This window comes from Kitasatospora cineracea, from assembly GCF_003751605.1.
Classification (GTDB): domain Bacteria; phylum Actinomycetota; class Actinomycetes; order Streptomycetales; family Streptomycetaceae; genus Kitasatospora; species Kitasatospora cineracea.
The window spans coordinates 3718665-3739775 of sequence record NZ_RJVJ01000001.1 but is presented as its reverse complement, the minus strand read 5'-3'; the positions used below and the strand labels follow the sequence as shown (position 1 = coordinate 3739775).

21 protein-coding genes and 1 tRNA gene are annotated in these 21111 nt (G+C 73.9%); 3 read left to right on the top strand and 19 right to left on the bottom strand.

Features of this window, described 5'->3' with window-relative positions:
• Positions 1–49: 49 nt before the first annotated feature.
• The 13 genes from hpnH to EDD39_RS16960 all read right to left on the bottom strand — a co-directional run bounded on the left by hpnH (position 50) and on the right by EDD39_RS16960 (position 13767).
• Entirely contained in the window at positions 50–1075 is a 1026-nt protein-coding gene (hpnH, locus tag EDD39_RS17020) for an adenosyl-hopene transferase HpnH (RefSeq protein ID WP_123557004.1), read from the bottom strand.
• A gap of 3 nt (positions 1076–1078) precedes the next feature.
• Positions 1079–1747 (bottom strand): phosphorylase family protein, encoded by a 669-nt coding sequence (locus EDD39_RS17015; RefSeq protein WP_123557002.1) that lies wholly within the window; start codon positions 1745–1747, stop codon positions 1079–1081.
• A complete protein-coding gene (gene shc, locus EDD39_RS17010; protein WP_123556999.1) occupies positions 1744–3702 on the bottom strand; it encodes a squalene--hopene cyclase in 1959 nt (652 codons plus the stop codon). Before shc ends, EDD39_RS17015 begins: the two co-directional genes overlap by 4 nt.
• Positions 3703–3709: 7 nt before the next feature.
• Positions 3710–4783: a polyprenyl synthetase family protein gene (locus EDD39_RS17005; RefSeq protein ID WP_123556998.1), complete on the bottom strand. Its 1074-nt coding sequence runs from the start codon at positions 4781–4783 to the stop codon at positions 3710–3712.
• Between the two features lie 86 nt (positions 4784–4869).
• Positions 4870–6267, bottom strand: coding sequence for a hydroxysqualene dehydroxylase HpnE (gene hpnE / locus EDD39_RS17000; protein WP_123556997.1), 1398 nt, complete (start codon positions 6265–6267; stop codon positions 4870–4872).
• Between the two features lie 94 nt (positions 6268–6361).
• Positions 6362–7219 carry a presqualene diphosphate synthase HpnD gene (gene hpnD / locus EDD39_RS16995; protein WP_123556995.1) on the bottom strand — a complete coding sequence of 286 codons (858 nt, stop codon included), beginning with the start codon at positions 7217–7219 and terminating at the stop codon, positions 6362–6364.
• A 41-nt stretch (positions 7220–7260) separates the two neighbouring features.
• Positions 7261–8181: a squalene synthase HpnC gene (gene hpnC, locus EDD39_RS16990; protein ID WP_244256761.1), complete on the bottom strand. Its 921-nt coding sequence runs from the start codon at positions 8179–8181 to the stop codon at positions 7261–7263.
• A 192-nt stretch (positions 8182–8373) separates the two neighbouring features.
• The gene (locus EDD39_RS16985; RefSeq protein WP_123556991.1) at positions 8374–9189 is read right to left on the bottom strand and encodes an ABC transporter ATP-binding protein; all 816 of its coding nucleotides are present in this window, start codon (positions 9187–9189) and stop codon (positions 8374–8376) included.
• Positions 9182–10153 (bottom strand): ABC transporter permease, encoded by a 972-nt coding sequence (locus EDD39_RS16980; protein ID WP_123556989.1) that lies wholly within the window; start codon positions 10151–10153, stop codon positions 9182–9184. The genes EDD39_RS16985 and EDD39_RS16980 overlap by 8 nt, the downstream gene beginning before the upstream one ends.
• A 120-nt stretch (positions 10154–10273) precedes the next feature.
• Positions 10274–11158, bottom strand: a complete 885-nt coding sequence (locus EDD39_RS16975) for a glycosyltransferase family 2 protein (RefSeq protein WP_123556987.1) — start codon at positions 11156–11158, stop codon at positions 10274–10276.
• On the bottom strand, positions 11155–11985 hold the full coding sequence (locus EDD39_RS16970) for a CDP-alcohol phosphatidyltransferase family protein (protein ID WP_123556985.1): 831 nt from the start codon (positions 11983–11985) through the stop codon (positions 11155–11157). The genes EDD39_RS16975 and EDD39_RS16970 overlap by 4 nt, the downstream gene beginning before the upstream one ends.
• On the bottom strand, positions 11963–13024 hold the full coding sequence (locus EDD39_RS16965) for an iron-containing alcohol dehydrogenase family protein (RefSeq protein ID WP_123556983.1): 1062 nt from the start codon (positions 13022–13024) through the stop codon (positions 11963–11965). The genes EDD39_RS16970 and EDD39_RS16965 overlap by 23 nt, the downstream gene beginning before the upstream one ends.
• Complete coding sequence (locus tag EDD39_RS16960) at positions 13012–13767, bottom strand: phosphocholine cytidylyltransferase family protein (RefSeq protein WP_030460416.1); 756 nt, start codon at positions 13765–13767, stop codon at positions 13012–13014. Before EDD39_RS16960 ends, EDD39_RS16965 begins: the two co-directional genes overlap by 13 nt.
• A gap of 447 nt (positions 13768–14214) precedes the next feature.
• On the opposite strand from EDD39_RS16960, the gene idi reads away from it, so the two are divergent.
• Positions 14215–14826 (top strand): isopentenyl-diphosphate Delta-isomerase, encoded by a 612-nt coding sequence (idi, locus tag EDD39_RS16955; RefSeq protein WP_208765515.1) that lies wholly within the window; start codon positions 14215–14217, stop codon positions 14824–14826.
• A 23-nt stretch (positions 14827–14849) separates the two neighbouring features.
• On the opposite strand, the gene EDD39_RS16950 is transcribed toward idi, so the two are convergent.
• A complete protein-coding gene (locus EDD39_RS16950) occupies positions 14850–15380 on the bottom strand; it encodes an ATP-binding protein (RefSeq protein ID WP_380371640.1) in 531 nt (176 codons plus the stop codon).
• A 454-nt stretch (positions 15381–15834) separates the two neighbouring features.
• Between EDD39_RS16950 and EDD39_RS16945 the strand changes: the two genes are divergently transcribed.
• Positions 15835–15922: transfer RNA gene (locus EDD39_RS16945), tRNA-Leu, on the top strand.
• A gap of 99 nt (positions 15923–16021) precedes the next feature.
• On the opposite strand, the gene EDD39_RS16940 is transcribed toward EDD39_RS16945, so the two are convergent.
• The 4 genes from EDD39_RS16940 to EDD39_RS16925 all read right to left on the bottom strand — a co-directional run bounded on the left by EDD39_RS16940 (position 16022) and on the right by EDD39_RS16925 (position 19122).
• Positions 16022–16849, bottom strand: coding sequence for a hypothetical protein (locus tag EDD39_RS16940; protein ID WP_123556981.1), 828 nt, complete (start codon positions 16847–16849; stop codon positions 16022–16024).
• Complete coding sequence (locus EDD39_RS16935) at positions 16839–17831, bottom strand: hypothetical protein (RefSeq protein WP_123556979.1); 993 nt, start codon at positions 17829–17831, stop codon at positions 16839–16841. The genes EDD39_RS16940 and EDD39_RS16935 overlap by 11 nt, the downstream gene beginning before the upstream one ends.
• Positions 17831–18538: a WXG100-like domain-containing protein gene (locus EDD39_RS16930; protein WP_123556976.1), complete on the bottom strand. Its 708-nt coding sequence runs from the start codon at positions 18536–18538 to the stop codon at positions 17831–17833. The genes EDD39_RS16935 and EDD39_RS16930 overlap by 1 nt, the downstream gene beginning before the upstream one ends.
• Positions 18539–18687: 149 nt before the next feature.
• Positions 18688–19122, bottom strand: coding sequence for a MerR family transcriptional regulator (locus EDD39_RS16925; RefSeq protein WP_030911921.1), 435 nt, complete (start codon positions 19120–19122; stop codon positions 18688–18690).
• A gap of 91 nt (positions 19123–19213) precedes the next feature.
• On the opposite strand from EDD39_RS16925, the gene EDD39_RS16920 reads away from it, so the two are divergent.
• Positions 19214–20698 carry an MFS transporter gene (locus EDD39_RS16920; protein WP_244256760.1) on the top strand — a complete coding sequence of 495 codons (1485 nt, stop codon included), beginning with the start codon at positions 19214–19216 and terminating at the stop codon, positions 20696–20698.
• On the opposite strand, the gene EDD39_RS16915 is transcribed toward EDD39_RS16920, so the two are convergent.
• Positions 20668–21078 (bottom strand): Fur family transcriptional regulator, encoded by a 411-nt coding sequence (locus EDD39_RS16915; protein WP_030460424.1) that lies wholly within the window; start codon positions 21076–21078, stop codon positions 20668–20670. The two genes, EDD39_RS16920 and EDD39_RS16915, sit on opposite strands and share 31 nt — an antisense overlap.
• Between the last annotated feature and the right edge of the window lie 33 nt (positions 21079–21111).

Genomic DNA, 21111 nt, shown 5'->3' with positions numbered 1-21111 from the left:
CGCGGTCGCCTGTCGGCGTGGGCCGCCCGCGCCGGGTCCTGACGCGCGGTCAGAGCGCCTTGGGCGAGGCGAGGGTCTCGCGGGCGGCGCGGATGGACTCCTTGAGCGAGCCCATGGTGGCGAGCACCGCGGTCGGCTCGTAGCCGCAGTGGGCCATGCAGTTGTCGCAGCGCGGGTCCCGGCCGCGGCCGTACTTGTCCCAGTCGGTCTTCTCGATCAGCTCGCGGTAGGTGGGGACGTAGCCGTCGGACATCAGGTAGCAGGGGCGTTGCCAGCCGAACAGCGAGTAGTTGGGGATGCCCCAGGCGGTGCACTCGAAGTCGACCTTGCCCTCGAGGAAGTCCAGGAACAGCGGGCTGTGGTTGAGCCGCCAGCGCCGCCGGTTGCCGCCCGCGAAGGCCTTGCGGAACAGCTCGCGGGTCTGCTCGACGCCGAGGAAGTGCTCCTGGTCGGGGGCCTTCTCGTAGGCGTAGGCCGGGGAGATCATCATCTCGTCGACCTTGAGGTCGTCGTTGAGGAAGTCCAGCACCTCGACCACGGTCTGCGCGGTGTCGGTGTTGAAGAAGGTCGAGTTGGTGGTGACCCGGAAGCCCCGCCGCTTGGCCTCCTTGATCGCCTCGACGGCCTCCGCGAACGTCCCCTCCTTGGCCACCGAGGCGTCGTGCCGCTCCTCCAGGCCGTCGATGTGGACGGCGAAGGTGAAGTACGGCGAAGGGGTGAACTTGTCGAGCTTCTTGCGCAGCAGCAGGGCGTTGGTGCACAGGAAGACGTACTTGCGGCGCTCCACCAGCTGGCGGACGATCTCGTCGATCTGCGGGTGCATCAGCGGCTCGCCGCCGGCGATGGAGACCATCGGGGCGCCGCACTCCAGGACCGCGCCGACCGCCTGGGCGACCGGCATCCGCTGCTTGAGGACGCCCGCCGGGTGCTGGATCTTCCCGCAGCCCTCGCACTTGAGGTTGCAGGCGAACAGCGGCTCCAGCTCGACGATGAGCGGGAACTTCTTCCGCCCCCTGATCTTCTGCTGCATGAGGTAGGTGGACACGCGGACGGTCTGACGCAGCGGCATGGCCATGGCTTAGCTCGCCTCCTGGGGGAGCGTCGAGGGCTGTGGGTTCGTCAGCTGGGCGGGCGTGGCGGCGACCTGCCGGTGCCACGCGGTGAGGGCGGGGACGGCGGCGCGCAGCGTCCGCCAGGCCCGGACCCCGGCCGGCAGGGTGCCGGGGCGGATCAGTTCCCGCTCGGGGGTGTCGACCACGACCCGCAGCACGGCCGCGGGCAGGTCGGGGGCGTGCGCGGCGCGGGCGGCGAGGACGGCGGCGGCCTCCATGTCGACGGCGAGCGCGCCCGCGGCGTGCAGCCGGGCCCGTTCGGCGCCGCGCACCACGTGGTCGGCGGTGCGGTGGGTGCCGAGGTGGACCCGCAGGCCCGCCTCCTCCAGGGCGGTGGCCAGTGCGGGCGCAAAGGCCAGCGGGTGGTCGCCGCCCTCGGCGTCGGTGACCCGGTCGGCGACGATCACCTCGCCGGGGCGCACCCCGGGCCCGAGCGCCGCGCCGAACCCGGCGACCAGCAGGGCCCCGTAGCCGCCCGCGTCGAGCAGTGCGGCGGCCTTCTGTCCGGCGGCCCGGCGGCCCATCCCGGTCCGGGCCAGCACCGGCGGGCCGCCGGCCGCACCGGACCAGTCGCCGCCGCGCAGCGCCCAGGCCTCCGGCCCGAGCGCGCACAGCACCAGCAGGGGCGCGGTCATCGTTCACCGCCCCGGCCGAGCGGGGCGTCGTGCACGTAGCGGCCGAGCGCGGTGACCGGGAAGACCAGGCGGTACAGGTGGTAGTTGATGGAGAAGTCCCAGGGGAAGCCGGTGCCGGTGAACTGTGGTTCGTCCCACGTCCCGTCGGGGCGCTGGGTGGCGGTGAGCCAGGCGACGCCGCGCTCGACCGCCTCGGACTCGCGCTCGTCGGCCGCCAGCAGCGCCATCAGCGCCCAGGCGGTCTGCGAGGCGGTGGACTCGCCGCGGCCGGCCCAGGTGGCCGGGTCCTCGTAGGAGCGCATGTCCTCGCCCCAGCCGCCGTCCGGGTTCTGCCGGCCGGTCAGCCAGGTGACGGCGCGCCGGACGGCGGGGTGGCCGGGGGTGAGGCCGGCGGCGATCAGGGCGGGCACCACCGAGCCGGTGCCGTAGATGTAGTTGGTGCCCCAGCGGCCGAACCAGGAGCCGTCGGCCTCCTGGTGGCGCAGCAGCCAGGCGACGCCGCGCCGGGTGCGCGGGTCCCGGGTGCGGCCGGTCTCGGCGAGCATCTCCACCACGTGCGCGGTGACGTCGGCCGAGGGCGGGTCGATGACCTCGCCGAAGTCGCAGAACGGGAGCTTGTTGGGGAGCCTGCTGGTGTTGTCGGCGTCGAAGGCGCCCCAGGCGCCGTCCTTGGACTGCATGCCGAGGTTCCACTCGACGGCCCGCTCGACGGCGCCGGCCAGCCGGGCGGTGTCGGGGTGGTCGATCCGGCGCAGCGCGAGGACCACCTCGGCGGTGTCGTCGACGTCCGGGTAGGTGTCGTTCTGGAACTCGAAGGCCCAGCCGCCGGGGGCCAGCCGGGGGCGTTTGACGGCCCAGTCGCCGCGGGTGGTGATCTCCTCGCCGAGCATCCAGCTGCCGGCGCCCACCAGGGCGGGGTGGTCGCCGGGCAGTCCGGCGTCGCGCAGCGCGATGGCGGCCAGGCAGGTGTCCCAGACCGGGGACTGGCAGGCCTCCATCCAGCGCTTGCCGTCCTCGGTGTGGACGGTGAAGGAGTCGAAGGCGGCGAGCCCGGCCTTCATCACCGGGTGGTCGAGCCGGTAGCCGAGCAGCCGCAGCGCGATCAGCGAGTAGACGGCGGGCGGCTGGATGCCGCCCCAGCAGCCGTCGGCCTCCTGCCGCTCGATGATCCAGGCGGCGGCCTGCCGCAGCGCCAGGCGGCGCACCGGTTTGATGGCGTGCCGGTGGTAGCGGTGCATCAGCTGGTCGAGCCGCTGGAACAGGCCGTCCCAGGTGTGCGCGGGGGCGAGCGGCCGCTCGGGGTACGGGTCGGCCGGGTCGGTGTGCAGTTCGCCGAGGCCGAACGGGGCGGGGCGGACCGGGCGGTGGGCGGAGACCACGGTGAGCGGGACGATGGTCTGCCGGGCCCACTGGCCGAAGGAGTAGATGTTCAGCGGCGCCCAGCTGGGCAGGAACAGCACTTCGGGGGGCAGCTCGGGGAGTTTCTCCCAGGGCCACCAGCCGAACAGGGCGAGCCAGATCCGGGTGAACACCCGGCTGGCGGCGATGCCGCCGCGTTCGCGGACGAAGGCGGCGGCGGCCCGCATGTGCGGGGCGTCCGGGGCGTCCCCGGCGAGCCGGAGGGCCACGTACGCCTCGACGGTGGTGGAGAGTTCGGGCGGGCCGCCGTGGAAGGTGGCCCAGGTGCCGTCCTCCCGCTGCCGGGAGCGGATCCAGGCCGCGGTGGCCCGGGTCTGCTCCTCGGTGCGGATGCCCAGGAACTCCCTGAGCAGCAGGTCTTCGGCGTCCATGGTGACGTTGGTCTCCAGGTCGCCCTTCCACCAGCCGTCGGCGTGCTGGAGTGACAGCAGGTGTGCGGTGGCCCGGCTGAGCGCCGCCGCGGGTGAGGAATCGTCAGATCGTGCTGGTGCAACTGAGGTTTGGGGTCCGAGCCTTCCACCCGCGGTTGCTGTCACTCTTACGTCACCTCTCTCTGACCACCACGAATTCGGCGAGTGCGACGAAGTGCTCGCGCACCTCGTCGGCCATGGGCACCTCGCCGAGGGCGGCGAGGGCGGTGTCGTACTGGCGGCGGGCCTCTTCCTGCGTCCAGGCCCGGCCGCCGGCCCGCTCGATCAGCGCGGCGCGGGCGGCGAGCGTCTGCTCGCTCTCCTCGCCGCGGCCGGTCGGGTCGGCCAGCTGTGCGGCCAGCTCGCGGGAGGCGGCGCCCCCCTCGGCCAGCGCGGCGCACACCGGCAGCGACTTCTTCCGCGACTGGAGGTCGCTCCAGTGCGGCTTGCCGGTCACTTCGGTGGCACCCCAGATGCCCAGCAGGTCGTCCACCGCCTGGAACGCCAGGCCCAGGTGGTGGCCGTACCGCTGGAGCGCGTCGGAGACCTTGTCGTCGGCGCCGGCCAGCACCGCGCCGATCGCCGCGGAGGCCGCCAGCAGGGCGCCGGTCTTGCCGCCCTCCATGGCCAGGCACTCCTCGACCGTCACCGCGTCGCGCTGCTCGAACGAGACGTCCAGGGCCTGGCCGTCGATCAGCCCCCGGGTGGCGGTGGTGATCAGCCGGACGGCCCGGGCGGCGTCGGCCGGGGCGGCCCCGCCGGTCACCGCGGCGTCCAGCAGGACCTCGGTGCCGAGGGTGGCCAGCGCGTCGCCGGCCAGCACGGCCTGGGCCGGGCCGAAGACCGTCCAGGCGGTGGCCCGGTGCCTGCGCGTCTCGTCACCGTCCATCAGGTCATCATGGAGGAGGGAGAAATTGTGCACCAGCTCGACCGACACGCCGCCGGGTACGCCCACCTGCGCGTCGGCGCCCACCGCTTCGGCGGACAGCAGGGCCAGCGCCGGTCGCACGGCCTTGCCGCCGTCGCCCGCGGCGGGGCGGCCGTCCCGGTCGATCCAGCCGAAGTGGTAGGCCGCGACGGTGTCCATCGGTGCCGCCAAACGGGCGACGGCCGCGCGCATCGGCGGCGTGCAGAGCGTGCGTCCGCGCGCCAGCAGGTCGAGGACGGTCGGGGTGTCCTCGACCGTCAAGCCGGTGCGTGCCTCCACGTGCGTTCCCTCTCGGTGCGTCCGTCCGGCCGCGGCGGGCGGTCGGACGGTTGTGGTGTCGGTGGTCGGGGGGTGGGGGCTCGGCGTCATCGGGGCCACCGCCCGTCCCCCCGGTCGACCGGGAGCCGGCCGTGGCCGGCCAGGGCGGCGTCGGCGGCAGCGTGCCCGCTGCGCACCGCGCCCTCCATGGTCGCTGGCCAACCCGTGGCCGTCCAGGACCCGGCGAGCAGGATGCCGGGGAGGTCGGTGCGCGCGCCGGGGCGCAGCCGGGCGGTGCCGGGCGCCGGGTCGAAGGTGGCGGTGCGCTCCCGGGTGACGAAGAAGTCCAGCACCCGGGCGCCGCGGGCGGCCGGCAGCAGCCGCTCCAGCTCCGGCAGGTAGCGGGCCCGCAGTTCGGCCACCGGCAGGTCGATCTCGTCCTCGGCGGCGGACTGCGAGACCGCCAGGTACTGGGCGCCGGGGACGGCCAGGCCGGAGTGCCGGGTGCGGTCGAAGACGAACTGCACCGGGGAGCCGAGCGCCGCGAAGAACGGGCGGCGGATCAGCGGCCGGTCGTAGACCACGTGCACGTTGAGGATCGGGGCGGTGCCGAAGCCGGCCAGCCGGTGCTGGTCGGGGACGGCGCCGGGCGGCAGCAGGGCGGCGGCGGTGTCCTGGGCGCCGGCCAGCACCACGGTGTCGGCGGTGAGCAGTTCGCCGCCCTCCAGCCGGACGGCGTTCTGCTCGGCGGCCTTCAGCTCGGCGGCCCGGGTGCGCAGCCGGATCCGGACGCCGGCCCGCTCCAGCTCGGCCGTCGCCCGGTCGTGGTGGATCTCGCCGAGCGGGACGCCGGCCGTGCCGATGTCGGCGGCGCCCGGCTCGGAGAGCAGGCCGGTCTTGAAGACCATCGCGGCCAGCGCCAGCGAGGTGCGGTCGGCGGTGGCGTTCAGGGTGGCCACGCCGACCAGGTCCCAGACGGCGGCCACGGTGGCCGGGGTCTGGCCGTGCCGGCGCAGCCACTCGCCGAAGGAGAGGTCGTCCAGCGCCGGGTCGGCGAGGTCGAGCTTCTGCAGGGCGAGCGCGCCGCGCACCACCCGCAGCCGGTCGGCCGGGCTCAGGTGCCGGTAGGTGGCGAGGCTGCCGGCCAGGTGCAGCGGGACGGGCAGCTCGGCGCGGCGCAGCCGGCCGAGGCTGCGGGTGCCGTCGGGGGCGAGCGAGAGCACCGGGACGTCCAGCCGGGGCTGGAGGTCGACCAGGGCGTTCGCGCCGAGCCGGTCGACCAGGCCGCGGTAGGCGGTGCAGCAGCGCAGGTAGACGTGCTGGCCGTTGTCGACGGTCAGGTCGCCGCGCTGGAAGGAGAAGGCCAGGCCGCCGAGCCGGGGCCGGGCCTCCAGCAGGGTGGTGCGCACGCCCGCGTCGGCGAGGCGGAGGGCCGCGGTGATGCCGGCCAGGCCGCCGCCGACGACCACGGCGGTGCGCTCGCGCGGCGTTGTCGGCGTGCTCATCGGCCCTCCCGGACGGCAGTGGACGGTGGGCACAACAACGTGCGCATGCGTCGTGATTCCCTGTTGACACAGCGTGACAGAACTGGCGCGAGAATCAAGAACGCCCTCCGGCGAGCCCGGACAGTGCCACGTACGCCTTCTCCCAGCCGGGCAGCGAGACCCGGCCGCGGAGCACCGAGTGCGGGTCGGCGGCGATCCGGCCGAGCAGGCGGTGGTAGATGCCGGCCATCGCGGCGGTGGCGGCGCGGCTGCGGCGGTCGAGCATCGGGAGCAGCCGCAGGCCCTCCTCGAAGGCGCGCTGGGCGCGTTCGGCCTCGAAGGCGACCAGGCCGGTGAAGTCGGCGCCGGCCGGGAGGGCGGGCAGCGCGAAGCCCTGCTGGCAGCCGAACCGGACCAGGTCCTCGGTGGGCAGGTAGGTGCGGCCGTTCAGGGCGTCCTCGCGCACGTCGCGCAGGATGTTGGTGAGCTGCAGGGCCAGGCCCAGGGTGTCGGCGTACTCGGCGCCGCGCTCCCACTCGTCGCAGCCGTAGACGCCCAGCGAGAGCCGGCCGATCGAGCCGGCCACGCAGCGGCAGTAGACCTTGAGCTCCTCGTAGGTGCCGTACTCGACGCCCTTGAGGTCCATCTCGACGCCGTCGATCAGTTCGTCGAAGCCGCCGAGCGGGATCGGGAAGCGGCGGGCCGCGTCGGCCAGCGCGACCTTGATCGGGTCGGTGTCCTCCTCGGTGACCGCGCCCGCCCGGACCTCGTCGAGCAGGACGCGGGTGCGGGCCAGTGCCTCGGCCTTCTGCTCGGCGGGCAGTTCGCCGTCGCCGATGTCGTCGACCCGGCGGGCCAGCGCGTACAGCGCGGACATCGCCAGCCGCTTGGCCTCGGGCAGCAGCCGGATTCCGTAGCTGAAGTTGCGGGCCTGCAGGGCGGTGACCGCCTCGCAGTACCGGTAGGCCGCCATGACCGGCGCGGACGCCAGTGGTGATGCCCCCACGCGGGCGCTCACCTTCCCTTCACGAAGAGTGCCGCCGCCCGGCCGGCCAGGCGGCGCTTGTCGGGCTTCGCCCGGTGCGCGAGCACGTCGAACCTGACCGCCTCGATGGCGTCCAGGGCCGCGTACCCGCCGGCGGTGAATCCCGCCAGCAGCAGTCGGAGCCTCCCGTGAACCGTACCCACCAGCGGCGCGCCGCGGTCGAGCAGGGTCCGGGCCCGGCTCGCCTCCCAGGCGATCAGCTGGCGCACGCCGCGGGAGGCGGTGTCGGCGGCGAGGTCGCGCTCGGTGACGCCGAAGGCCGCCAGGTCCTCGAGCGGGAGGTAGATCCGGCCGCGGTCGAGGTCCTCGGCGACGTCCTGGAGGTGCTCGACGATCTGCAGCGCGGTGCAGATCGCGTCGGACAGCTCGATCCGGTCCGGGGTGGCCCGGCCGGCCAGCGCGAGCACCAGGCGGCCGACCGGGTCGGCGGAGAGCGTGCAGTAGTGGCGCAGGTCGGCGTAGGCCGGGTAGCGGGTGGTGGTCTGGTCCACCCGGTTGGCCTCGATCAGCCGGCGGAACGGCTCGGGGGTGACGGCGTGCCGCTCGATCAGCGGGACCAGGGCGCGCATCAGCGGGTGCCGGGGCTCGCCGGGGTCGGTGCCCAGGACGGTGCCGTGCGGGGACGGGTCGTCGCCGAGGGCGGCGGCGAAGGCGCGGTCCAGGTCGCGCTCCAGGCCGTCCAGCAGGGCGAGCCGGAAGCCCTCGTCCGCGGGGGCGCCGGGCACGTCCAGCAGCCGGGCGGCGGCGGCCGGGTCGGCGAGGTCGCCGTCGCCGGCGTCGTCGACCAGGCGGGCGAAGCCGTAGACCGCCATCAGGTCGCCGCGCCAGGCGGCGGGCAGGAAGCCGGGGGCGACCGGGAAGTTCTCCAGGTCCGCCTTGTCCAGCGTCACCGCCGCTGTCTGGTTATCCGACTTAGTTGAATCCGACACTGCCGTCACTCCCCCGTTCTACACCGGGCCGCACCGCCACCGCGCCACGGACACGCTTCCGTCGCCACGCCTTCACCCGCCGCACGGCGCAGGGCCGGTGCCCGGGGATCCGCTCCCCGCGCACCGGCCCTGCGCCGTGCGACCCGCCCCCGCTCAGGGGCGCTCGCCCTTCTCGTACCGGCGGACCACCTCGTCGGTGTGCCCGTCCATGATCAGCTCGCCGTGCTCGATCCAGATGGTGCGCTCGCAGACCTCGCGGATCGCGTTGTTGTCGTGGCTGACCAGGAAGACCGTGCCGGCCTCCTTGCGCAGCTCGTTGATCCGGGCCTTGGAGCGCTGCTGGAAGCCCTGGTCGCCGGTGGCGAGGGCCTCGTCGATCAGCAGCACGTCGTGGGTCTTCGCCGCCGCGATGGAGAACCGCAGGCGGGCGCCCATGCCTGAGGAGTAGGTGCGCATCGGCAGCGAGATGAAGTCGCCCTTCTCGTTGATGCCCGAGAAGTCGACGATGCCCTGGTAGCGCTTGCGCACCTGGGCCGGGGACATGCCCATCGCCAGGCAGCCCAGCACCACGTTGCGCTCGCCGGTCAGGTCGTTCATCAGCGCCGCGTTGACGCCCAGCAGCGAGGGCTGGCCGTGGGTGTAGATGGCCCCCCGCTCGGTCGGCAGCAGGCCGGCGATGGCCGCCAGCATGGTCGACTTGCCGGAGCCGTTCGAGCCGATCAGGCCGATCGCCTCGCCCTTGTACGCGGTGAAGCTGATGCCGCGCACCGCGTGCACCTCGCGGATCGAGGGCGACTTCTTGCGGGTGATGATCCGGCTCAGCGCCGAGGTGGCGCTGCCCTTGCCGGAACCGGCGCCGTGCACCTTGTAGACGATGTGCACGTCGTCCACCACCACGGTGGGGACCCTGGCCTTGTCGGTGTCCACCGCGGTGGCCTCCTTGACGGTGTCGAGAGCTGCGTCAGCCACGGCCGTACTCCTCCTCTGCCTTCCAGAAGAACAGGAAACCGACGGCGAAGGCGACGACCGCCCAGGTGGTGGCCATGATCCAGATGTGGTCGGGCAGGATCAGCGCCTTCGGCAGCTGGTTGCCGTGGGCGTCCAGGCCGCCCGGGTAGAGCTTCTTGTCGAAGCTCTCGGGCATGAAGGCGTAGCGGATCAGGTCCATGTAGACCACGGCCGGGTTCCACGAGTAGATCGTCTGCCAGAGCGGCGGCCACTTCTCGATGAAGCTCGACACGCTGTACATCACGCCGGAGACGTACATCCAGGTGCGCAGCAGGAACGGCATCAGCTGCGAGATGTCGGAGGTCTTGGAGCCGATCCGGGCCATCACCAGGGCCAGGCCGGTGTTGAACATCGACTGGAGCACCAGCGCCGGGATGATCAGCAGCCAGGTCGTGCCCGGGGTGATGCCGTTCAGCAGCACGATGACGACCAGCACCACCATCGAGATCAGCAGCTGCTGGAGCTGGATGATGGTGAAGGCGATCGGCAGGCTGGCGCGCGGGAAGTGCAGCGCCCGGATCAGGCCCAGGTTGTCGGAGATCGACCGGGTGCCGGCCTGGATCGCGCTCTGCGAGAACTGGAAGATGAAGACGCCGATGCAGAGCCAGGCGATGTAGTTCGGGACGGTGTCCCGGTTGCTCATGATCAGACCGAAGACCAGGTAGAACACCGCGCAGTTCAGCAGCGGGGTGAGCACCTGCCAGACCTGGCCGAGCTTCGCCGTGGTGTACTGCGCGACCAGCCGGGCCGTGGCGAACGCGCTGATGAAGGCGCGGCGGGCCCACAGCTGGCGGACGTACTCGGACAGGCTCGGCCGCTTGCCGCTGACGGACAACCCGTACTTGTCCGCGAGCTGCTTCGGGGTCAGACCCGCGTCGGAACCCCTTGGTGCGGAGAGGTTGACCGGGTCACTCAGTGTCGACACATTCGTCCTTCAGGGGGTCGGAATCCGCTGCCCGGGGGGACGGGACAGGGGACCGGGGCGTACCACGGGGAGCTCTGGTGTGCGTCCGGCCGGCCCGGGGAAGGAGCCGACCGGTTGCGATCAGATGATTGGCGGTCTGCCGAGTCGGGTCAAGCGCCAGACGGTGGACCACTTCATCGGCCGGCGCGGACCGCAGGGCTCGCTCCAGCCGGCCCGGAACCCGCCGAGCCACGCCTTCAGCGCCGCCCCGGAGGGACGCCTGAGCACGGTCAGCAGGAACCAGGTTCCCAGGTAGAGAGGCACCAACGGGGCCGGAAGGTTCCGTCGGGCCAGCCACACCCGGTTGCGGGCCACGTTGTGGAAGTAGGTCGCGTGCCGGGCCGGGGAGGTCGCCGGGTGGTGCAGCACCACGTCCGGGCGGTAGTCGATCGACCAGCCGGCGTCCAGCGCGCGCCAGGCCAGGTCGGTCTCCTCGTGCGCGTAGAAGAACTCCGCCGGCAGCTGCCCGGCCTGCGGGAACACCGCGCTGCGCACCGCGCTGGCGCCGCCCAGGAAGGTGGTGACCCGGGAGGCGTGCAGCGGGTCGCTGGCGCGCAGCCGGGGGACGTGGCGGCGCTGGGTGGTGCCGGTCTCCGGGTCGGCGATCCGGAACGAGACGATGCCCAGGCCCGGGTCGGCGGTGAACGCCGCGCGCAGCAGCTCGGCCGAGTCGGTGTTCGGCAGCAGGCCGTCGTCGTCCAGGAAGAGCACCGCGTCGACGTCCCGGCCGTCCGGGCCGAACAGCTCGATGCCGACGTTGCGGCCGCCGGGGATGCCCAGGTTCTCCGGCAGCTCGACGCTGCGCACGCCCTCGGGCAGGACGGGCAGCGGGGCGCCGTTGCCGACCACCGCGAGCTCCACCGGCGGGCCCTGCTGGGCGCGCACCGACTCGATCAGGGCGTTCAGTTCGGCGGGCCGGTTGCCCATCGTGATGATGACCGCGCCGAGCCGGAAGTCGTCGCTCATCGCAGCCTGCTGGACAGCACGATGGACAGCAGGTGCAGGACGGTCTGCAGCACGGCGATGGCGGCCAGCACCACGACCGCGAGGCGGGTGAAGAACAGGTCGCCGCGGACCGCGTCGGCGATGCCGGCGGCCAGGATGAACAGCGAGGCCTCGACCGCGCCGACCAGGCGGTGGAACTTCAGCAGCGAGGCGGCCCGGCGGGCCTTGGCCACCGCGGTCGAGCGCGGCACCGAGGCGCTGTCCTCGACGGCGGTCAGGCCGGAGCGGGCCCGGGCCACGTCCACCAGGTCGGTCTCGGACTTGATCAGGATCGCGCCGAGCGCGGCCAGCGTGCCCAGGAAGGCCCACTGCCAGGCGGCGTGCGCGCCCTCGCGGTGGAACAGGTCGGCGGCCCGCAGGCCCAGGCCGGTGAGCAGCGCGGCCTCGGACATGTAGTGGCCGACCCGGTCCAGGTAGACGCCGGTGAGCGAGGTCTGCCGGCGCCAGCGGGCCACCTCGCCGTCCACGCAGTCCAGCAGCAGGTAGACCTGGATCAGCACCGCGCCCAGGACCGCGCCGGTCAGGCCGGGGACGATCAGAGCGAGGCCGGCCAGGATGCCGGTGAGCATCATCAGGTAGGTCAGGCCGTTGGGCGTGATCGCCGTGGCGGTCGACAGGACCCGGGTGATCCGCAGCGAGATCCTCCGCATGTAGAGGCGGCCGGCCCAGTGCTCGGCGCTGCGGCGCTGCAGCATCCCCTCGGGGTGGATCACCGCCCGCAGTTCCTCGATCGACGGGCGCCGGGTGAGGTCGACCGGCGGGCGTTCAGCTGTTGACGGCTTGGACATAGTCGGCGTACGCGTCCCTGATGTCTGTGGCGGAGAGGTCGAGGTGTTCGAGGATGGTGAAGCGCCCCGGTCTGGTGTTCGGAGCGTAGTGCACCGCTTCGGTGAACTCCGCCCCGGTGAAGCCGATCTGACCGGCGGTCACCGGGAGGCCGTGGAAGCGCAGGCGCTCCACGATCAGTCCGGACAGTTCCCGTTCGCCCCGCAGGTGGCAGGCGAAGGCGGCGCCGAGGCCGACCTGCTCGCCGTGCTGCGCGGACCGCTTGGGGTACAGCACGTCCAGGGCGTGCGAGATCTCGTGGCAGGCACCCGAACTGGGCCGGGTGCTGCCCGCGATGTTCATCGCGATGCCGGACAGTACCAGGGCTTCCGCCAGCGTGGTCAGCAGGTCCGGGTCCTCCAGGGTGCCCGGGTGCCGGAGCAGGTTCTCGCCGGCCGAGCGGGCCATCGCCACGGCCAGTCCGTCGACGGGTTCGCCGGTCACCGCGTGCGAGAGCTCCCAGTCCGCGCAGGCGGAGATGTTGGAGACGGCGTCGCCGATCCCGGCGGCCACGAAGCGCTTCGGGGCCTTGGCGATGACGTCCAGATCGACCACGATGCCGATCGGCCCCGGCACCCCGTAGGAGCCGCGGCCGGCGTCGTTGTCGAGGGTGGAGACCGGGGAGCAGATGCCGTCGTGGGCCAGGTTGGTGGCGACCGCGACCACCGGCAGGCCGACCCGCGCCGCGGCGTACTTCGCCACGTCGATGATCTTGCCGCCGCCGAGGCCGACCAGGGCGTCGTAGTGGCCGCGGCGGATCTCGTCGGTCAGCCGGACCGCGCTGTCCAGGGTGCCGTCCTCGACCAGGTACCAGTCCGCGCCGGGCAGCGCGGGCTCCAGGCGCTCGCGCAGCACCGCGCCGGAGCCCCCGCTGATCGCCACCGCGATCCGGCCGGCCGCGGAGAGCCGCTGGTCGGCGAGGATCCCGCCGAGCGAGTCCAGGGCGCCCGCGCGGATCTCCACGAAGACCGGCGAGGGCACCAGGCGGGTCAGTACCGGCACGCGATCTCCCGGGCCTTGGCGAGGTCCTCGTGGTTGTCGACCTCGACCCAGGAGACCTCGCCGATCGGCTGCACGTCGATCGTCAGGCCGCGGTCGACCATCTCCTGGTAGCCGTCCTCGTAGTACAGCTGCGGGTCGCGCTCGTACACGGCCTTGAGGGCGTCGGCGAGGGCGTCGGCGGCGGACGGGTTGATCACGGTGACGCCGATGTACTCGCCGGTGGCGTCCAGCGGGTCCATCAGCTTGGTGATCCGGCGCATCCCCAGCTCGGGGTCGACGACGACCTTCATCTCCTCGTCGGCGAGCTTCTTCACGGTGTCCAGCGCGAGCAGGATGCCGGGGGCGCGGCCCTCCTTGATCCGGCGGTCGTTGCCGTCCAGCATGGTGCGCTGCACCGAGGCCGGGTGCACGGTGTCGCCGTTGGCGAGCAGCAGGCCCTCGGCGAACAGCTCGCGGGCGCACCACAGCGAGTAGGCGTTGTTCCACTCCTCGGCCCTGTCGTTCTCGACGAGGGTCAGCTTGACGCCGTAGGTCCGCTCCAGCGCCTCGCGGCGCTCGTACACCGCCTCCTTGCGGTAGCCGACCACGATCGCCGCCTCGCGCAGGCCGACCTCGGCGAAGTTCCCGAGGGTCAGGTCGAGCACCGTCCGCTCCCCGTCCACCGGCACCAGCGCCTTGGGCAGGGTGTCGGTGTAGGGGCGGAGCCGGCGGCCGGCGCCGGCGGCCAGGACGAGGCCGATCATGCGGGACTCCAGGGTCTCTCGGGTGCCGCGGACGCCGATCCGGGTCGGTCGCGCCGTGCGGGCCTGGTGCGGCCGCGGCTGCGGCGCGCCGAGCGGGCGGCCGCTGCGGACCGCCCGGTGCCACTGATGGTAGGCGACCTCGGCGACCTGCCAGAACGCGGCCCCGCACGGCGTCGGTGATCGTTCGGGGGAGCTCGGTGAACGTCCGGTGACCGTGGTGGACCGCTGGTCGAACACTTCTGCCAGTGGTGCCCTCCTCCGACCCCCGGGTGTGCGTCGCGGGCCCGCACGGGGCGGGCCATGCGGCAGACTTGGGCCCCGACGGCGTCGGCCGGACCGACCAATCCGGGCCGACGCGCGTGCAGCCGACCCCACGGACCGGGGCGGGCAGCCGCGGACCGCACCGGCCCGGGCGGCGGCTCCGGTCCACGTGCCGAAAGGGGCATTGTGCCCATGAGCCCTGCTGTCAGCCCGACCGAGGCCCTCTCGCCGGAGCTGGTCCCCCCGTCCCCGGCCGCGCCCGGCGAGATCCTGCTGGAGCTGGTCGACGACGACGGTGTGACCATCGGGACCGGTGAGAAGCTCTGGGCCCACCAGCAGCCGGGCCGACTGCACCGGGCGTTCTCGGTCTTCCTGTTCGACCGCCAGGGGCGACTGCTGCTGCAGCGCCGGGCGCTCGGCAAGTACCACTCCCCCGGCGTCTGGTCGAACACCTGCTGCGGGCACCCGTACCCGGGCGAGCAGCCGTTCACCGCGGCCGCCCGGCGCACCGCGGAGGAGCTCGGCGCCGCGCCGGCCCTGCTCTGCGAGGCGGGCACCGTCCGCTACGACCTGCCGGACGAGGCGTCCGGGCTGATCGAGCGGGAGTGGAACCACCTGTTCGTCGGGCTGGTCACGGCGGAGCTGGAGCCGGACCCGGAGGAGATCGAGGACACCCGGTTCGTGACCGCGGCCGAGCTGCGCGAGCTGCGGGCCGGGAAGCCGTTCTCGGTCTGGTTCGAGACGGTCTTCGAGGCGGCGCTGCCGGGCATCCGGGAGATCGCCGGGCACGACTGGTAGCCGGACCGTCCCGCCGGTCGGCCTCAGTCGTCGGGGTCGGCCTCCGGGCCCGCCCCGGCGGCTCCCGGGCCGGGCAGCGGCAGGCTGGCCCAGATCACCTTGCCGCCGTCCGCGGTGCGCTCCACGTCGCACTCGCCGCCGGCCTGCAGGGTGATGCTCTTGACCAGGAGCAGCCCGCGCCCGCCCGGCCGGGCCGGGTCGTTCTCCTGCGCCTTGGGCCGGTACGGGTGGCCGTCGACCACCGAGATCCGGACCCGGTCGGCGGTGACGGCGAGTTCGCACACCACCTCGGGCGAGAGCACCGCCGCGTGCGTGACGGCGTTGGACACCAGCTCGGAGACGATCAGCAGCAGGTCGTCCACCAGTTCCTGGTAGCGCTCCCCCGCCATCCCCTGGGCCAGCAGCCGGTCGCGCACCGCGTGCCGGGTGCGCGGCACCGACGCCTCGTGGGAGACCGCCGAGAACCGCCACACCCCCGGGTCGGGGCCCGGCCCCCGCTCGCGGCCGGGCCACCAGCTCGCGGCGTCGGGGACCGCCTTGTCCGTCTGTTCCACTGCATGCCGCCCTTCACGCGGGGACGGGAGGCTCCCGCGCCGGGGTCCGACCGGCGGCGGCTGTCGGGAATCGGGCGTTCCGCTCAAGGCTCCCTGGTCCACAGAGGCTAGGAGAGCACCCCCCGATGACCCGCACCGGGACTGGAACTACGCGTGTCGTGAAGGTTCCCGACCGATTCGGTACGGGTTCTGCGCCGTCCTGGCCGGTCGCGTCGCGCCGCGGGCCCACTGTTGCCCCCAGAACGCCCGTCCGAAATCGCCTCCGCCCCCGCCCACCAGCGCAATCGCCCTCCCGGCGGCCGGGCCGCCGCCCGGCTTGTCCGGTTCTGCCCCGATCCCCGGGCCGGGGCCGCCCGGGGCACCGAAAACGCAGGTGAGAAGCACTCCCCGGGCCTGGTAGTGTTCTCTCTGTCGCCAGGGGGCAGCCGAGAGGAAGCCCCGCGGTGAACACCCGGTCCGGGTGGCGGAATGGCAGACGCGCTAGCTTGAGGTGCTAGTGCCCTTTATCGGGCGTGGGGGTTCAAGTCCCCCCTCGGACACCAGAGTGAGACCCCAGTTGATCTGGGGTCTTTCTGCTTTTCCGGGCCGGTCCGGGCTGCGGGCGGGCGGCCCGGCGGCCGTGGGGCCGCCGGGCCGGCGGGTCAGCCGCGCGGGGGCAGCAGGTCGGTGCGGTGCGGGGTGAGGTCGGTGACGCTGTCCAGGTCCGCCTCCACGGTGTACCGGGTGTGCGTCCCGTCGGGGGCGGTCTCCTCGTCCAGCTGGTGGCCGTCGGCGAAGCCCCAACTGCCGCCGGTGTAGACGCCCTTGATCCGGCCCTCCACGGTGCCGACGGCGTCGAACGGGCCGTCCTGCCAGCGGAACGTCCAGTGGGTGCGGTACCAGGCGTCGAGCTGCTCCGGGGGGACGGCGCCGCCCTCGGCGAGGACGACCAGGCCCCGGGCGTCGGTGCTGGTGGCGGCCCGGTGGGTGGTGCCGGCGAGGACGGCGCGGCCGCCGGGCCGGAAGTGGTCGGCCTCGGCCAGCCGCCGGGCCAGTTCGAGGCGCGGGCCGAGCAGGTCCTCGCGGTGCTCCTCGGGCTCGGTGACCTCGGCGAGCGGGAAGGTGCCCCGGTGGCCGGTGATCCGGCGCTTCAGGTGCCGGGCGGCGAACTCCCGGTCGCCGCCGAGGTAGTTGCCGGAGACGGTGTCGCCGACCCGGTCGGTGCACTCGAAGGGCTCGCCGCGCCAGCGGAAGGTCCAGTGCGCGGTGTACCAGGCGTCGAGCAGTTCGGGCGGCAGCGGGTAGCCGGCCACCGAGCCGTCGGCGGCGAGCCGGGGGGCGACGCCCTCCGGGGCGGGGGTGCCGGGGGCGGGGAGCAGTTCGACGCACGGCCAGCGGCCGGCGGCGGCGCGGGCCGGGTACAGCGCGCCGCGGAAGGCCGCGAACTCGCCCCTGACCGGCTGGTGACGGCCCGTCGGGTCAGTTGTCATAGTACTTCCACAGCCCATCGTCCTTGTCGAAGTGGCCGACGGCCTCTTCGGTCCCGTCGGCGTTCATCCGCCAGATCTCCGCACCGTGCGGGAAGCCGGTGGGCCTGGCGTCCCACTCCGGGACGCCGCCGCCGGTGTAGCCGGTGCCCAGGAACGGTTCGTCCCAGGCCCTGCCCGCATTCTTCCCGGCCAGGCCCGCGACCCGGTCGGCCAGGGCCTGGTCGCCGACCGCGCCGAGGGTCGGGTCGGCCTGCATGCCGTGCGGGGCGGGGAAGCGCAGCTGGTACGCCTCGGAGGCGCCGGGCGGGACCGGGGTCCAGCCGGCGCCGCCGTCGTCGAGGGCCAGGCCGTTGCGCAGGTCGTCCATGCTGCGCAGGTCGGCGGTGTCGGAGCCGCGCGCGATGGAGCCGCGGAACTCGCCGGGGTCGAAGGTGCGGCCGCCGAGCGAGGTGCTGTTCTCCAGGTACGCCTCCGCGACGTCGGGCTTGACGATCTTGGTGACCATCCGGCCCTCGTCCAGCTTGATCGCGTCGCGGACCTGGACGACCTGGCGGAGCTGCTGCTCGTCCAGGTCGTTGGTGGGGGTGAGGCGGAGGCGGTCGTGCTCGGCGCGGTCGAGGCCGCGGGGGGCCAGCTCGCGGTCGATCTCCTGCTGGTAGCCGGGGCCGTCGCGGAGCGCGCCGTTGCCGTAGTGCTCGGGTTCGAGCGGGCCGCGGCCGGTGCCGGTGCGCGGGGCCGGGACCGTCCCGGGTGCCTCGCCCGCCAGGCGGGGGCCGGGCGTCTTGAGGTCCTTCGGGGCCACCGCCTTGAGGTCCTCGGCGATCTTCGCCTCGGTGGCGGCGTGGGCCGCGAGGTTCCGGGTGCCCTTCTCGGCGGCCTCCTCGACGACCGAGGCGTGCTTCTCGGCGATCTTCGGCAGCGAGTCCAGGGCGTCGTTCTTGAGCGCCCGGAAGACCGCCTGCTCCTCTCCTCCGGCCCCCATCAGAACGCCAGCCTCTCGAGTCCGCCGCGCAGTTCCCGCGCGTGGCCGCGGAACGCCTCGGTGTGGGCGCGCATCGTGCTCAGGTGCCGGTCGGCCAGGTCGGCGTCGAGGCTGAAGCCGTCCGCGGCGCCGGCTCCGCCCGAGGTCCGGCCCCAGTCCAGGCCGGACATGGCGTGCTCGATCTTGGCGAAGAGCGGTTTGGCCGCGGCCTCGATGATCTCGCCGATGACGTACTGGATGATCTGCTGCTTGAGCGTCTCCAGCAGCTTCTTCCCGGCCTCCACGATCACCGGCACGGCGGCCTCGGCCAGTCCGAGGGTGGCCACCGCGGCGGCCTGGTCGGCGATGAAAGCGGCGGCCATGACGCCCAGTTCGACCAGGGCCTCGACCTTCTGCGCGACGATCACCTCGGCGCCGACCTCCAGCGCCTCGGCGAGCAGCGTGCAGCCCAGCACCAGCTCCCGGGTGTGCCGTTCGGAGAGCTCGGACCAGCCGGACTGCATCCGCCGGGTGGCGGCGCCCTGGTACGCCTGGGCGAAGCCGTCCATCGCCCGGGTCGCCTCGGCGTGGGTCCGCTCCACGGCCTGGCCGAACTTCCGCACCATGGCGGCGAACTCGCGGACCTCGTCCTCGTTGATGTACGGCCAGGGCACTCCGATGACGTTGAGGAACGTCACCACCGGTGCCGGCAGGTCGTCAACCGCCACTGCGCATCCCCCGTGCAGTCGATCGGGCCCGGCGGGTGCGCCGCCGGGTCGGGCGGCCAGACTGTAGCGCAGCGCGCGGCGGGTCGGGGAGCGCGGTGGGAGGGCGTCCGACCTGGGGTAAAGCTTTGTCCTCGGGGGTCAAATCCTGGTCAAGGGTTCGGGGTCCAGAGGCCCTCGGCGCGGCCCTCGGCGAGCCGGGCGCGGTAGGTGGCGACCTTGTGGTCGATGCGGTCGAGGTGGGTGCGGAGTTCGGCGAGGCGGGCGGCGGTCTCGGCCTGGTGGGCCTCCAGCAGGGCCAGGCGTTCGGCCTCGTTGCCGGTGCCCGCCATGACGAGTTCGGCGTAGCGGCGGATGCTGCGGATCGGCATGCCGGTGGCGCGCAGCCGGGTGCAGATGTCGATCCAGCGGAGGTCGCGGTGGTGGTAGCGGCGGCGGCCGCCGGGGGTCCGGTCGATCGGGGTGACGACCAGGCCGGCGCGTTCGTAGTAGCGCAGGGTGTGGACGCTGACGCCGGTGCGTTCGGCGGCTTCGGCGATCGTCACGCCCTCGGCGGGGAGCACGGTTTCGGGCTTGATCTCGAGCACGCTCGAAATCGTAGCGTCGGTGCCGCCGGCCGGTCGGGGCCCCGTTGACGTGCGGTCAACACCCGTGCCGGCGGCGGACGGAGGCGGACCGGTGCCTGGACTGGACGACCGGCGAAGGTGGTTGGTGCTCGCGGTGTGCTGCCTGAGCATGCTGCTGGTGGTGCTGGACATCACCGTGGTGAACGTGGCGCTGCCCGCCGTGCGGCGGGAGTGGGGGGCGCCGGTGCCGGCCCTGCAGTGGACGGTGGACGCGTACACGCTGGTGCTGGCGGCGTTCCTGCTGCCGGCGGGGGCGGCGGCGGACCGGTGGGGGCGGCGGCGGGTGTTCGTGCTGGGGCTGCTGGTGTTCGGGCTGGGGTCGGCGCTGTGCGCGCTGGCGCCGGGGACGGGCTGGCTGGTGGCGGCGCGGGCGGTGCAGGCGGTGGGCGGGACGATGCTGAACCCGGTGGCGATGGCGATCGTGGCCACCGCGTTCCCGGAGCCGGCCGAACGGGCCCGGGCGATCGGGGTGTTCGGGTCGGTGTCCGGGCTGGGGCTGGTGCTGGGCCCGGTGCTGGGCGGGGCGCTGGTGGACGGCTGGGGCTGGCGGGCGGTGTTCTGGGTGAACCTTCCGGTGGTGGCGGCGGGCGTGGCGGGCGCGCTGCGCTGGGTGCCGGAGTCCCGGGCGGCGCGGGCCCGCCGGTTCGACCCGGTGGGGCAGCTGCTGGTGGTGGCGCTGCTGGGCGGGACGGTGTTCGGGCTGATCTCGGCGGGCCGGTCGGGCTGGTCCGCGCCGACGGTGTGGGGGCCGCTGGCGGTGGCGGCGGCGGCCGTCCCGGCGCTCGGGTGGTACGAGGCGCGGCGGACGGACCCGCTGCTGGAGGTGCGGCTGCTGCGCCGCGGCCCGCTGGTGGCGGCGCTGGCGATGGCGTTCGCGGCGCTGTGCGCGTTCGGGGCGTTCCTGTTCGCGGTGACGCTGTACCTGCAGGAGGAGCGCGGGATGCCGGCGCTGCGGGCGGGGCTGTGCCTGGCGCCGGTGGGGGTGCTGATCCTGGTGCTGTCGCCGCGCACCGGCCGGGCGGTGGGCCGGTCCGGGCCGCGCGGGCCGCTGCTGGTGGCGGGCGTGTCGCTGGCGCTGGCCGGGCTGCTGCTGCTGCCGGTCGGCCCGGGGACGCCGGTGCCGGTGCTGCTGGCGGTGTTCGCGCTGGTGGGGGTGTTCCAGGGGACGGTGAACCCGCCGATCAGCAACACGGCGGTGTCGGGGATGCCGGGGTCGATGGCCTCGGTGGCGGCCGCGCTGGCCTCGACGGCCCGGCAGACCGGCTCGGCGGTGGGCGTGGCGGTGGCGGGCAGCCTGCTGGCGCCCGGGGTGGCGGCGGGCGGCGCGGCGTTCGCTTCGGCGGCGCGCGGGGTGTGGTGGCTGCTGGTGGCGGCGGGGGTGCTGATCGCGCTGCTGGGCGCGGTGCGGCCGGGCGGGGCCGTCGATCGGGCGGCGGTGGCCGATCGGGCCGGGGCTCGCGATCGGGCGGCGGTGGCCGATCGGGCCGGGGTGGTGCGGGGGCCGGGTCAGGCGCAGTCGGGGCAGAGCCCGCGGTAGGTGACCTCGGCGGTGGCGACGGCGAAGCCGAAGCGCTCGGCGGCGGGGAGGGCGGCGAGCGGGTCGCCGGTGGGGTGGACGTCCCGGATGGTGCCGCAGGCGGAGCAGACCAGGTGCTGGTGCGGCCGGTGGGCGTTGGGGTCGTAGCGCTTGGCGCGGCCGTCGGTGGCGACCTCCAGGACCTCACCGAGGGTGACGAGTTCACCGAGGGTGTTGTAGACGGTGGCGCGGGAGATCTCGGGGAGGCGGTCGGCGGCGCGTGCGTGCACCTCGTCCGCGGTCAGATGGACGTGGTCGCCGTCGAGCACCTCGGCGACCACCCGTCGCTGCGAGGTCAGCCGCCAACCGCGGGACCGCAGCCGTTCCAGCAGGTCACTCATCTTGTTCACCCAATCAGCTCAATATTCGCCCGA

Coding starts and splice junctions, on each gene's coding strand:
- hpnH (WP_123557004.1), bottom strand. CDS start 1,075: ATGGCCATGCCGCTGCGTCAGACCGTCCGCGTGTCCACCTACCTCATG.
- hpnE (WP_123556997.1), bottom strand. CDS start 6,267: ATGAGCACGCCGACAACGCCGCGCGAGCGCACCGCCGTGGTCGTCGGC.
- EDD39_RS16915 (WP_030460424.1), bottom strand. CDS start 21,078: ATGAGTGACCTGCTGGAACGGCTGCGGTCCCGCGGTTGGCGGCTGACC.
- EDD39_RS16940 (WP_123556981.1), bottom strand. CDS start 16,849: ATGACAACTGACCCGACGGGCCGTCACCAGCCGGTCAGGGGCGAGTTC.
- EDD39_RS16960 (WP_030460416.1), bottom strand. CDS start 13,767: ATGATCGGCCTCGTCCTGGCCGCCGGCGCCGGCCGCCGGCTCCGCCCC.
- EDD39_RS17015 (WP_123557002.1), bottom strand. CDS start 1,747: ATGACCGCGCCCCTGCTGGTGCTGTGCGCGCTCGGGCCGGAGGCCTGG.
- EDD39_RS16935 (WP_123556979.1), bottom strand. CDS start 17,831: ATGGGGGCCGGAGGAGAGGAGCAGGCGGTCTTCCGGGCGCTCAAGAAC.
- EDD39_RS16970 (WP_123556985.1), bottom strand. CDS start 11,985: ATGTCCAAGCCGTCAACAGCTGAACGCCCGCCGGTCGACCTCACCCGG.
- hpnD (WP_123556995.1), bottom strand. CDS start 7,219: ATGGCGGCCTACCGGTACTGCGAGGCGGTCACCGCCCTGCAGGCCCGC.
- EDD39_RS16975 (WP_123556987.1), bottom strand. CDS start 11,158: ATGAGCGACGACTTCCGGCTCGGCGCGGTCATCATCACGATGGGCAAC.